At 69.8% G+C, this 12,626-nt stretch carries 10 protein-coding genes; 1 reads left to right on the plus strand and 9 read right to left on the minus strand.

Going from position 1 to position 12,626, the window contains the following annotated elements:
* Positions 1-10: 10 nt before the first annotated feature.
* From ON26_RS18300 to ON26_RS18335, 8 genes are all read right to left on the minus strand, one after another.
* Entirely contained in the window at positions 11-1,234 is a 1,224-nt protein-coding gene (locus ON26_RS18300; RefSeq protein WP_040797407.1) for a ketosynthase chain-length factor, read from the minus strand.
* Positions 1,231-2,508, minus strand: coding sequence for a beta-ketoacyl-[acyl-carrier-protein] synthase family protein (locus tag ON26_RS18305; protein WP_040797408.1), 1,278 nt, complete (start codon positions 2,506-2,508; stop codon positions 1,231-1,233). Before ON26_RS18305 ends, ON26_RS18300 begins: the two co-directional genes overlap by 4 nt.
* Positions 2,505-2,831, minus strand: a complete 327-nt coding sequence (locus tag ON26_RS18310; protein WP_040797498.1) for a TcmI family type II polyketide cyclase — start codon at positions 2,829-2,831, stop codon at positions 2,505-2,507. Before ON26_RS18310 ends, ON26_RS18305 begins: the two co-directional genes overlap by 4 nt.
* Before the next feature lie 23 nt (positions 2,832-2,854).
* Positions 2,855-4,309 carry an FAD-dependent monooxygenase gene (locus tag ON26_RS18315; RefSeq protein ID WP_040797499.1) on the minus strand — a complete coding sequence of 485 codons (1,455 nt, stop codon included), beginning with the start codon at positions 4,307-4,309 and terminating at the stop codon, positions 2,855-2,857.
* A gap of 20 nt (positions 4,310-4,329) precedes the next feature.
* On the minus strand, positions 4,330-6,117 hold the full coding sequence (locus ON26_RS18320) for an acetyl/propionyl/methylcrotonyl-CoA carboxylase subunit alpha (protein WP_373280950.1): 1,788 nt from the start codon (positions 6,115-6,117) through the stop codon (positions 4,330-4,332).
* A complete protein-coding gene (locus ON26_RS18325) occupies positions 6,114-7,292 on the minus strand; it encodes an acyl-CoA dehydrogenase family protein (protein ID WP_040797410.1) in 1,179 nt (392 codons plus the stop codon). The genes ON26_RS18320 and ON26_RS18325 overlap by 4 nt, the downstream gene beginning before the upstream one ends.
* 541 nt (positions 7,293-7,833) lie before the next feature.
* A complete protein-coding gene (locus ON26_RS18330) occupies positions 7,834-9,201 on the minus strand; it encodes a helix-turn-helix transcriptional regulator (protein WP_157171934.1) in 1,368 nt (455 codons plus the stop codon).
* A 498-nt stretch (positions 9,202-9,699) separates the two neighbouring features.
* Positions 9,700-11,151 carry an MFS transporter gene (locus ON26_RS18335; RefSeq protein ID WP_040797412.1) on the minus strand — a complete coding sequence of 484 codons (1,452 nt, stop codon included), beginning with the start codon at positions 11,149-11,151 and terminating at the stop codon, positions 9,700-9,702.
* A 130-nt stretch (positions 11,152-11,281) separates the two neighbouring features.
* On the opposite strand from ON26_RS18335, the gene ON26_RS18340 reads away from it, so the two are divergent.
* Positions 11,282-11,767: a MarR family winged helix-turn-helix transcriptional regulator gene (locus ON26_RS18340; protein WP_051027207.1), complete on the plus strand. Its 486-nt coding sequence runs from the start codon at positions 11,282-11,284 to the stop codon at positions 11,765-11,767.
* Positions 11,768-11,779: 12 nt separating this feature from the next.
* On the opposite strand, the gene ON26_RS18345 is transcribed toward ON26_RS18340, so the two are convergent.
* Positions 11,780-12,625: a sulfurtransferase gene (locus tag ON26_RS18345; RefSeq protein ID WP_040797413.1), complete on the minus strand. Its 846-nt coding sequence runs from the start codon at positions 12,623-12,625 to the stop codon at positions 11,780-11,782.
* Position 12,626: the final 1 nt, after the last annotated feature.

The following is a 12,626-nucleotide window of genomic DNA, read 5'->3' on the forward strand; positions in this document are numbered from 1 at the left end:
TTTCCTTTCCTCAGGCCTGGAATCGATCGGGACCGCGCACGACCATGGCGGAGTTGAAGCCGCCCGCGCCGCGCGCGACGACGAGCGCGGTGCGCACCGCCGCCTGCCTGGTCTCGGTGACCAGGTCGATGCGGTATTCCGCCGAGAGACTGGTGCCGACGGTCGGCGGCACGACACCGTCGCGAATGGACAGGAAAGCGGCGGCGAGATCGAGCGGTGCGGCGCCCGAATACAGTCGTCCGGTCATGGTTTTCGGCGCGGTCACCGGGACACCGTGTGGGCCGAACACGGCGATCAGCGCGTCCGCCTCCACCCGGTCGAGTTCGGCGATGCCCGCCGCGTCGGCGAAGACCACGTCGATCTCCTCCGGCGTGACCCGCGCGTCGCGCAGGGCGAGCTCGATCGCCCTGCGCAGGCCGGATTCGCCGCCGGCACCTGGCCTCGGGTCCACCGTGGCCGCGTGCCCGGCGATCTCGCCGTAGATCCGTGGCGCGCCCCGCTCGACGGCGTGATCGGCATCCTCGAGCACCAGCAGTGCGCCGCCCTCGCCGGGCACGTAGCCGCTCGCGGCGCCGTCGAACGGCAGATAGGCCCGTTCCGGATCGTCGACCGTGCTCAGCCCGCCGCCCGCCAGTTGCGCCACCCAGCCCCACGGGCAGATCGAGGCGTCGAGCGCGCCGGTCACCACCAGCGCTGTCCCGCGCCTGACCTGTCGGCGTGCCTGGGCGACCGCGTCCAGGCCGCCTGCCTGGTCGCTGACCAGTACGCTGCTCGGTCCGCGAAGCCCGTTGCGGATGGAGATCTGCCCGCTGTTGACCGCGTAGAACCAGGCGAAGGACTGGTAGGCGCTGACGTACTCGCCGCCCTTGCTCCACAGCGCGCGCAACTCGTTCTGGCCGAACTCGAATCCGCCCGAGCTGCTGGCGGTGATGACGCCGGCGGCGTAGTCGGGCAGCTCGTCCGGCCGCACCCCGGCATCGGCGAAAGCCCAGTCCGCGCTGACCAGCGCGAGGCGGGTCATCCGGTCGGTCTGCGGCAGCAGCCTGCTCGGCAGATGTTCCTCGGCGGTGAACCCGGTGATCTCCCCCGCCAGCCGGGACGGATACCCAGTGGGGTCGAAGCGGGTGACGCGGCCGATGCCGACGTCGCCCCGCAGCGTCGCGCTCCAGTACTTCTCGATGCCCAGTCCGGTCGGCGCGGCCACGCCGAGCCCGGTCACCACGGTCGTCGTCATCGCCCGCTCCGGAAGGGATCGGCGAGCACGACCGCGCTCTGGAATCCGCCGAAACCGCTGCCGACCGAGAGCACCACGTCGATCTCGTGGTCGCGGGCGGTCAGCGGTACGTAGTCCAGATCGCATTCGGGATCGGGGTTGTGCAGGTTCGCCGTCGGCGGCACCACATTGTTGGTGAGCGCGAGCACCGAGGCGGCGATCTCGATCGAGCCGATCGCGCCGAGCGAATGCCCGACCATCGACTTGATGGAGCTCACCGGGGTGCGGTAGGCGTGCTCACCGAGACTGCGCTTGAAGGCGGCGGTCTCGTGCCGGTCGTTCTGCTTGGTGCCGGAGCCGTGCGCGTTGATGTAGTCGATCTCGTCGCCGTCGATGCGGGCCTGATCCAGCGCCACGCGGATGGCCTCGGCCATCTCCTTGCCGTCCGGCCGCAACCCGGTCATGTGGAAGGCGTTGGAGCGGGTGGCGTGCCCGGCCAGTTCGGCGTAGATCGTCGCGCCGCGACGGCGCGCGCTCTCCAGTTCCTCGAGCACGAACATCGCGGCGCCCTCACCGAGGACGAACCCGTTGCGGCTGGCGTCGAACGGCCGGGAGGCGTGCTCGGGATCGTCGTTGCGCGGCGTCGTCGCCTTGATCGCGTCGAAGCAGGCCACGGTGATCGGGCTGATCGGCGCGTCGGTGGCGCCGGCCACCATCACGTCCGCCCCGCCTTCGCGCAACACCTCCGCCGCGTAGCCGACGGCGTCGAGACCGGAGGTGCATCCCGTCGACACGACGGTCGACGGTCCTTGCGCGCCCACCGCCCAGGCCACCTCGGTCGCGAACGAGCTCGGGACGAAGTAGTTGTACAGGTGCGGCACGGCGTAGGTGTGATCGACCAGTTCCAGCCGGCCGCCGTCGCTGACCGTGCGATATTCCTGGTCCAGCCCCATCGTCGCGCCGACCGCGCTGCCGATGGTGACGCCGGTCCGGAACGGGTCGATGTCGTCGAACTCGAGGCCGCTGTCGGCGACCGCCTCGCGGGCGGTCACCACCGCCAACTGCGCGGCGCGATCCATCCGCCGGATCTCCTGCGGCGTCAGCCCGTGCAACTCGGGATCGAAGTCGATCTCCGCGGCCACCTGCGACCGGAACGGCGTCGCGTCGAACAGGGTGATCCGTCCGGTCGCGGTGCGCCCGTTGGAGATCAGATCCCAGAAGTTCTTGGCGCCCACGCCGCCGGGCGCGCTCACCCCCACGCCGGTGATGACGACCCGGCGTTCCCCGGCGCTCATCGGGCGTCCCAGTCGTAGAAGCGCTCGGCCATGGCATCGGCGGGCGAACGCCAGGTCTTCGGGTCGTAGGCCTCGATGAACGGCTTCAGATCCTCGCTGATCCGGACGAACCGGGAATCGGTCTTGGCCTCCTCGATGCGTTCGCCGCCGTTGTCGGCGTCGAAGTCCTGGAGATGGAAGTACAGGCCGCGGTAGTGGAAGAGCTGGCGGCGGCGCGTGCCCATCCGGTGTGGCATCTCGGTGGTGTCGAATTCCCGGAAAAGCCCGGCGACTTCGCCCGCGGACGCGAGGTCCATGCGGGCCACGATCAGTGTGCTGAACAATGTCTTCCCCTTCTCTCGGGTGTTCATCTGGCGGGCCCGAACCAGCGGTCCAGGGCGGTCGGCAGGTCGTGATGGGTGCCCGGGGCGGCCCAGGCGACGTGACCGTCGGGGCGCACCAGCAGTGCGGTGGTGCGCGCGGCCGGATCGATCGGTTCGGCCGGTGTCGCGGTCACCACGTCGACGCGGTCGATCCACGGGCGCGCCCGCTGTCGCAGCACGGCGTTGTCGGCCAGATCGAGCAGCACGCCACGGCCGGATCGCAGCAGCGCGGCGGTGTCGGTGGCGCGCCCGTCCCGGCTCAGCGCGCGGCGCGGTAGCCGGGCGCCGAGCAGCGGATGGCTGCCACCGCCGACGTCGTAGCGGATGTCGAGTCCGGTGACCCTGGCGGCGAGATGCCGTTCCACCTCCGGGTAGGCGACGAGTTCGCTCAGTACCTCGCGCAGCGGTGCGACCTCCTCGCCGCCGAGGATGAACAGGCTCTGCGCCTTGGTGTTGGTCAGCAGCCGCTGCCCCACCTCGTACCGCTCGCTGTGATAGGTGTCGAGCAGCGACACCGGTGCGGTGCCGCGCACCACCGCCGCCAGCTTCCAGCCGAGGTTCACCGCGTCCTGGATGCCGGTGTTCATGCCCTGTCCGCCCGCGGGTAGATGGACGTGCGCGGCATCGCCCGCGAGCAGCACCCGGCCGCGCCGGTACTCGGTGACCAGGCGTGCCGCGTCGCCGAAAGCGCTCACCCAGATCGGTTCCGCGTGCGAGATGTCCACATCGGTCAACCGCTTCCACACGTCGGCCACTTCCGCGAAAGACGGTGGCCCGTCGCGTCGCTGGGGTGGTGCGCCGCGCTCGCCGACGATGATCCGGTACGCGCCGCCCGGCAGCGGGGCGCTCATCACCATGCCGCCCGCGACCTGCTGGCCGATCATCCGCGGCGCGATCTGCACGCCCCGCAGATCCGCGAGCAGCAGTTCGGTCGTCGCGGGGGTGCCGGGGAAATCGAAGCCGGCGGCCTTGCGGACGACGCTGCGCCCGCCGTCGCACCCGACCAGGTAACGCGCCCGCAGCGACTCCCGCCCCGCGAGGTGCACGGTGACACCCTCGTCGTCGCTGTCCAGACCGACCACCTCGTGCCCGCGCCTGATGTCGGCGCCCAGTTCCCGCGCCCAGCCGGCCAGCACCGCCTCGGTCGTCGACTGCGGCACGGTGCGGGCGGCCGCCAGCGGCGCGCCCAGCACCGAGAGGTCGAGCGGGATGCCGCCGAAGTGCCCTGCCGTGCCGGTCTCCACCGGGCCGAACCGCGGTAGCAGTCCGCGCTGGTCGAGCACCTCGGTGGTGCGCAAGGTCAGCCCGATGCCGCGTGACTCGCCGGTCGGGGCGGTCAGGCGGTCGAGGACGATCACGTCCACACCGGCCAGCCGCAGTTCCCCGGCGAGCGTCAGGCCGGTCGGACCGGCGCCCGCCACGATCACCGTAGTATCCATCTCTGCCTCCTGAATCCCGTTCACGCAGCGCGGCTTTCCGAGTCGTCGAGCCGGCACAGGGTGGCGCCCGAGCTCACGGACGCACCGACGGCCACGGTCAGTTCGCGCACGACGCCTGCCCGGTGCGCGGTGAGGGGCTGCTCCATCTTCATGGCCTCGACGACCACGACGAGATCGCCCTCGTCCACCCATTGCCCTTCCGCGACAGCGACTTTCACCACGGTGCCCTGCATCGGCGCGACCACCGCGTCGGCGGCGGCCGCCCGCCTCGTGCCGCCACCCCGCGCCACCCGGCCGGACCGGCGGGGCGTGGTCTGCCCCGGGGCGGACCGTGGCGTGGCGGGCAGCGACACCTCCAGGCGGCGGCCGCCGATCTCCACCACCACCGTCTCGCGCTCCGGGTGCGGCTCGGCGAGCGCGTCCGCGATGTCCTGCGCGGGGATCCGGTTGTCGAACCCGGTCTCGATCCAGCGTGTGTGCACCGCGAAAGGTTCAGCGGTGAAGGCCGGTTCCTCGACCACCGCGCGATGGAACGGCAGTGTCGTCGGCACGCCGGTCACGGTGAATTCCGCCAGCGCGCGACGCGCTCTGGCCAGCGCCTGATCACGGGTCGCCCCGGTGACGATCAGCTTGGCCAGCAGCGAATCCCACGCGGGGCCGATCACCGAGCCCGGCCCGACGCCGGTGTCGACGCGCACGCCGGGACCACTCGGCAGGACCGATGCCGTCACCGTGCCCGGCGCGGGCAGGAATCCCCGTCCCGGATCCTCGGCGTTGATCCGGAACTCCAGCGAATGCCCGCGCGCGGGCGGATCGTCGTAGCCGAGCGCTTCACCGCGCGCGATCCGGAACATCTCCCGCACCAGGTCGATGCCCGTCACCTCCTCGCTCACGGGGTGCTCGACCTGGAGTCGGGTGTTCACCTCGAGGAAGGTCAGGGTGCCGTCGCGGCCGATGAGGAATTCGCAGGTGCCCGCGCCTACGTAGCCGGCCCGCGACAGGATCGCCTTCGAGGCCCGGTACAGCTCCGCGCGCTGTGCGGCGCTCAGAAACGGCGCGGGCGCTTCCTCGACCAGCTTCTGATGCCTGCGCTGCACCGAGCAGTCCCTGGTCGAGATCACCACCACGGTCCCGAAAACATCTGCCAGGCACTGGGTTTCCACGTGCCGAGGCTCGTCGAGATAGCGTTCGACGAAGCATTCGCCCCGGCCGAAAGCGATGACCGCCTCGCGCACCGCGGCGTCGAACAGCTCCGGGATCTCCTCGCGTTGTCTGGCGACCCGCAGGCCCCGTCCGCCACCGCCGTAGGCCGCCTTGATCGCTATGGGCAGCCCGTGCAGGTCGGCGAACGCGACCGCATCGGCCGCGCCCCGGAGGGGTTCCGCCGTCCCCGCGACCAGAGGAGCGCCGACCTCGCGGGCGATCCCACGGGCCGACATCTTGTCGCCCAGCGCGCGGATCGCCGCGGGTGGTGGACCGATCCAGATCAGGCCCGCGTCGATCACCGCCTGCGCGAAATCGGCGTCCTCGGAGAGGAATCCGTATCCCGGATGGACGGCATCGGCTCCCGACGCGGCGGCGGCATCGAGGATCGCGCCCGCGTCGAGATAACTGCTCGCGGGGGTGGCACCACCGAGCGCGTACGCCTCGTCGGCCAGCCGCACGTGCAGGGCGTCCCGGTCGGGTTCGGCGTAGACCGCAACGCTGGTCAGGCCCTCGTCGCGGCAAGCCCGCACGACCCTGACGGCGATCTCGCCACGGTTGGCTATCAGTACTCGTCGCATATCCGGTTCCCCCTCGCCCGTCACAGGTAGGCCGAGTTGGGCGGCAGTCCGACCAGCGACCGGCCGTACAGTTCGATGTTCACCGCGGGCGTGATCATGGCGTGCAGCGATGCGGCGTGGACATCGCGCTGCAGCCGGCCGATGGCCACGTCCCGGTGGATCGACGAGCCACCCGAGGCCTGGGCGAGAATCTCCACCGCCTGCTTGGCCTGCCGGGCGACCCAGCCGATCTGGACCCTCGACCACACCCGTTCCTGCTCGGTCCACGGCTCGTTCGCCGCGGCCTTGTCATCGATCACCTGGGCGAACCGGCGCGCCCGCGCCTCCGCGTCCTCGATGAGCAGCGCCGCCTCACCGACCTGGAGGTGGGTGAGCGGGGCCGAACGCGCGTCGGGGTAGTCGGTGTAGGTGAGCGGACGTCCCGGCAGCCGCTCCAGGAAGCCCGCCAGAGCCGCGCGCGCCGCGCCGACCAGCTGACCGGTCTGGATCGCCGTCACCGGAACCAGCACCGGCGCTCCGTACCGCGGCTTGGCCGCGTTCACGACCGACTTCGACCTGTTCTGGTAGAAGTCCTCGGCCGTGATGACACGATGCTCGGGGACGAAGACGTTCTCCGCGATCGTCGAGACGCTGCCGGAACCCTCCAGACCGGAGGTGTGCCAGTCGTCGACGATCTGCAGGTCCGACACCGGTGTGAGCGCGAAGATCGGCACGGGCTCGGCGCCGGGTTCCGAGGCGAGCGCCACGGTGATCTTCCACTGTGCGTGCAGCACTCCGCTGTTGAATCCCCACCTGCCGTTGAACACCCAGCCGCCCTCGACCCTGGTGGCGGTGCCGGTGGCCGCGGTCGTGCCGGAGATCCGCACGTTCGGCGTCGCGAAGACCTCGTCGAGCGCGGCATCGGGCCACAGGGCCGACATCCAGGTGAGCGAACCGTAGATCGACAGGCAGAAGGCCACCGAGGTGTTGCCGCGAGCGATCTCGCCGAGCACCTCCACGAAATCGCCGACATTCGATTCGAAGCCGCCGTACTGGGCCGGAACCTGCATTTTCAGTAATTCCGATTCTTCGATCGCGGCGATGACGTCGTCGGGCAGCCGGCGGTTCTCATCGATCCATCTGGCGCGTGATCGCAGCAACGGCGCCAATTTCGTCGCGCGTTCGACGAGTTCCTCACGGGTGGGGGCGCTGACGGGCATGGTCGATTTCCTCTCGCCGAATGTCGCGAATGCAGGCCGAGGCCGGGGGAAAGTTCGAAAGTGACTCGGCAGCAACGCCGTTCATCGATCACATGCAATCTCGCACGGCCTTCACCTGCGGCTCAAGAGGAGTGGACGGACTCTACGGTCGCCCCGTAGGTTTTCCGCCCGGAATCACGGGGAGACCCGTGGGTGCGGACCCGTGGATCCACAGGTAGACGGCCTGAAGAATGGTGCGATCCCATTTCGTTCACCGCGAGCGCAGATCTCCCCGATCGCCGGCGAACATGCTCGTTCCGAGCGATCAGAACAATGATTTCACAGACAGTTCACCCGAACTCGGCACACGGCGAAATCGCCTGTTTCCGTGAGGTATCGGAGACAGGCTCGGGAAGCGGCGGCTCGAGCGTATTGCACCCGGAATGGATTGCGACCGGCGACAAAAGCCGGAAAGGCCCCCGCAGACACGCGGAACCGCGCGCCGTACGGCGGCCACGAACCGCCGAAGGCGCGCGGACTCCCGCACGCGCGAATTATCCGGTCACGCGGTTCTGCGCGCACCCATCACCCGGGGAAGCTGACGCCTTCCCGCTATTCCGAGCTTGCGGTACACATTCGACAGGTGGAATTCGACGGTGCGCACCGTCAGGAACATGGTCTCGGCGATGGATTTGTTGCTGTACCCCCGCGAGGCCAGATCGGCGATCTTGAGTTCCTGTTTGGTCAACTGCGCGGCGCGATTGCGATCGTCCAATGTCCCGAGCACCGAATTCGCCTGTTGGAGCACAGGCCCGCTGCCTGCCGCCACCGCGAGCTCGGTGGCGGTTTCGACGACGCTGCGCGAACGGCCGGCATCCCCCCAGACGGCGTACAACTGTCCCAGGTCGCACAGCGCCCCCATCAGCTCGTAGCGCAGGCCCGCCAGGTCGAGCAATTCGACAGCACGCTCCAGCGTGGCGATGGAACGGCTGTCCTGGCGCGCCATGCCGAGCGCGTGCAACGCGCGTCCCACCGCACCGGGCGAGCCCCACCGCCGCGCCGCGGCGAGCTCGTCCTCGGCCAGGGCGGCCGCGAGATCGCAGCGGCCGAGCCCTGCCGCCGCGTGCGCCGCCTTGGACCGCCACGGCACGATCGCGGGGTTGGCGACGTTCAGCGCGGTCAGGACCTTGCCCGAGGCCATATGGTCGGCGAGGCTCTGTTCGAGGTCACCCTCGACCCGGTACAACTCCCCGCGCGCGGCGAGCGCATGCGCCCGGTCGGGCAGCGCCTCGACCGACTGCATGCGCTCACAGGCCAGGCGTCGCGCGTTCCGCATATCGCCGACCTGGACGAGCGCCTCGAGCAGCCAGGCGAGCACCAAGCCGCGCAGTGCGGGCGACGCCCCGGTCAGCAGCGGCGACAACGCCTCGACAGCCGCCGCGGGACGACCGCCCAGGATGTCGATCCTGGCCTTGACCAAGATCAGGACCTCCACGGTCCGGCGCGGGAGATCGCGGCGCGCGGCCGCGAGGAGATGCTCGCAGTACGCCGCGGCCTGCGACCCCCGATCCGCGTAGACCAGCACGAGCAATGCCAGCCACAGGCAGCCCGCGTCGGGTTCACAGGACTCGAAATCCAGGATGCGTTCCGAGCGCCGGACGAGCGACTCTCGGTTCATCACCCCGCAGTGGGCGAACAGCATGCTCTGCACGCCGTCGCACAGCCTGTCCCCGTCGCCGAACCGGTCCCGCGCCTCGGCCGTGCCGATGCCGGTGAGGTAGTCGATGGTGACGGTCAGTCGTGGATCCCTGCGCTCACACCCCGATCGCGCCGTTCGCTCCGACTCGGCACACTCTCCGCAACCCGACGCGAATGTCGCCGTGAGGGGCGCGACGGACGCGGACCCCTGATGTTCCACCATGCCGTTCATGCGGACACCACGCGACGGTAGTTCGGTCTGCGCGGCCGGCACGAATGCGTGCCGTGATCGGAGGAAATTTCCAGGTACCGACTATCGATCATGTAATCACCCCTGGTGATGCAAACTCCGGGCGCCCACGACGTTGTCGGCCGCCCGTGCCGTCCCACCCCGTAAGTGAAACTACCAGTACCACAAGCGAATTGCAGTGATCGGCACCATACGCTTTACATGATCGTATCCCTTGCCGGTACCGGCGGGACTTTTCGGGTGACATTCAGGGCCCGTGGCCGATATCAGCACATACTCTCGGCCACAAGGTTTTCTGTCGGTGAACCTTCCGTTTTCGACAGTGGACAATCTTTCGGCGCATGTCGCGAAGAGCGGTCTCCTGATATCGAAATCACCGACCGAGGTGACATGGGAACTACTGTCCCGGCGCCGAGACGAGAGGGGGGAGTCGCACGAACCGACGGTCGCGCGACTCCCCCGAGAGGCCACAGCTTCGGGTCAGACCTCGACCGGCTCCTGTGCGGCGGACTCCTGCCGACCGGGAATGGCGAGGCTGATCGCGGCGGCGAGGACGAGCGCCGCGACGATGACCAGGCCCCCTGCCGTCAGGGCGGCCGAGTAGCCGTCGGAGTCGGCGACACCGAAGAAGACGGCGCTCAGCGATGCGACACCCACCGCCCCCGCGAACTGCTGATCGGTGGTCCAGATGCCCGAGGCCGAGCCCGCGTACCTGGGCGGCACGGTGGACAGGAACAGTGTCGTCAACGGGGGCTGGACCAGGTTGATGGCGACGCCGACCAAGAACAGGCCGGGGACGAGAAGCCATGCGGCGACGGCATTTTCGTCGATCGAGGCCACGCCGATCACCGCCAGCGTACCCACGGCACCGGTCAGCGCGCCCGCGGCCACGACGAGGCGGCCGTACCGCACCGTCAGCCGCCCGACGAATGGGGCGACGAGCAGACCGCCGACGGAGAACGCGATGGTCAGCGCGCCTGCCCCGAGCGCCGAGTACCCCTGGCCTTCCTGCAGCCACAGGACGAACACCAGCAGGAACCCGCTGAAGGCCGCGAAGCCCACCAACTGGACCACCAGCGCCACCGCGCTGGTGCGACCACGCAGCAGTTCCACCGGCAGCAGCGCGCCGGTGCGGCGTCCGGGGTCGCGATGCTCGCCGAAGGCGACCAGAGCCACCACGGCGATACCCGCCACCAGCAGCAGGAAGGTCCACGGCGCCCAGTCGTAGGTGCGCCCCTCGAGGAGTGGGTACACGATCGCCACCAATCCGGCGGTCAGGCCGATCGCGGGCACCCAGCGCGGCCGCAGCGCGTCCTCGGCCCGGTTCTCCGGAATCAGCCACGTGCCCAGCGCGAGCAGGATCAAGGCGGCGGGGACGCTGATCCAGAAGATCGCACGCCAGCCGAGACCGGCGACATCGGCGGTGACGAGAATGCCGCCGAGCAGCAGTCCGCCCGCCTGGGCGAGACCGGCGGCGACGCCGAAAACGCCGAGCACCGTGGCCCGTTCGGGTCCGCGGAACAGGACGAACAGACTGCTGAGCACCTGCGGTGCGAGCACCGCCGCGCCCACGCCCTGCGCGGCGCGCGCGAGGATCAGCTCGCCGGGGCCCTGGGCCAGCGCGGACCAGACGCCGGCGAGGGCGAACACGGCGAGTCCGATGAGGAACATCCGCTTGCGGCCGAACAGGTCACCGAGGCGGGCAGCGGTGATCAGCGTGGCCGCGAAGGCCAGCAGGTAGGCGGTCGCGATCCAGCCCACCTGGGACGGACTTCCGCCTAGATCGGCCTGGATCGCCGGCAGGCCCACGTTGACGATCGTGACATTGAGCAGGTCCAGCGTGAAGCCCAGCACGAGCACGATCATCGCGGCCCAACGACGGGGATACAGCGATTCGTTCGTCTCGTCCGGAACTGTGGTCGAAACCGTCATCTCGGTTCCCCTAAGCCTCGGATGGTCGGTGAGTGTCCGGTAGTACCGTTACGGAAGAAAGTCGGTCCGACAAGTTAGTCGGGAAAACGAGTATCTCGTTGATACGAGATAATAGGTGAGGTGGTCGCCGATGACAAGCACATCCACCGCGCGCTCGGAATCGGTGCGCGCGATCGAGTCCGCGATGCGTCGCTACGCCGCCGCATCGGCACGTATCGACCAGATCACCGCGGGCGCAGTGGGTTTGACGTTGAGCACTTGCGAGGCGAACTTCGTCAACCTGCTCCGGCTGCACGGTCCGCTCACGCCGGGACAGCTGGGCAAGCTCGCGAACTTCACCTCCTCCGGCACCACCACCGGAGTGATCGACCGCCTGGAGAGCGCGGGTTATGTGGTACGCGAACGCAGCACCACCGACCGCAGGAAAGTGATCGTCACCCTGAAGGAAGACCGGCTCGCCGCCGACGACGAGGCCCGCGCGCGGCGGCTGTCGCATGTGCTGGCCGAGTACACCGACGACCAGATCGGCACGATCGCCGATTTCCTCACCCGCCTCACCGGCGCCGAGGTATCCGCGGCATCGCCTCCGGAGGAAGCCGACGAGCCGCGTCGCTGAACGACCGGGCGATCAGCCGCGGGCGGCGCCGGTGGCGATCGGACGCGCGGGGTCGGTGATCCACTGCGACCAGGAGCCCGGGTAGAGCGCGGCGGCCACGCCGAGCGTGCTCAGCGCGAGCACGTCCAGGGTCGCGGCGACACCGCCACCGCAGTACGCGCCGATCGGCGCGCCGTCGAGATAGGGCGCGTAGCGCGAGCGTAGTGCGGCCTTGTCGGCGAAATGGCCTGCTCGCGGGTCCTCGTCGCCGGGCAGGCTGTGCGCGCCGGGGATGTGGCCGCCGATCGCGTCCGGTACCGAGCCGGCGTACCAGTCGGCACCCCGGGAATCGAGCAGGTGCCCGTTACGGGCGAGCGCGGCCGCGGTGCCGGCGTCCAGCGTCGGTAACGCCCCGAGCCGAAGCTCGGCGGCGCCACCGCCGGCGGGCGGACGCGACTGCGTCAACTCTCCACCGGCCGCGAGCCAGGCGTGCGCACCGCCGTCGAGGTAGCGCACATCGGCCAGTCCGGCCCAGCGCAGCACCCACCATGCGCGGGTCGCGCTCGACGCGAGATCATGGCTGTACACCACGATCAGGCTGTCGTCGCGAATTCCCGTGCGCTCCACGAGATCGCGCACCTGCGACAGCTCGGGCAACGGAGCGTCGCCCGAGGTTCCGGTGCGCGGACCGAGGAATTCGGCGAAGTCCACGACATGCGCGCCGGGGAGGTGTCCGGCGGGACGTTCGCCCAGACCGACGGCGAGCGGAGCGGGGATCGTGGCGCGATCACGCAGGATCTCCAGGACGACGACATGGGTTCCCGCGGTCGGCGCGGCCGCGAGTTCGGCGGCCGAGATGACGGAGGTGGGCGAGCTCATC

The sequence above is a fragment of the Nocardia higoensis NBRC 100133 genome, from assembly GCF_000308595.1.
Taxonomy (GTDB): Bacteria; Actinomycetota; Actinomycetes; order Mycobacteriales; family Mycobacteriaceae; genus Nocardia; species Nocardia higoensis.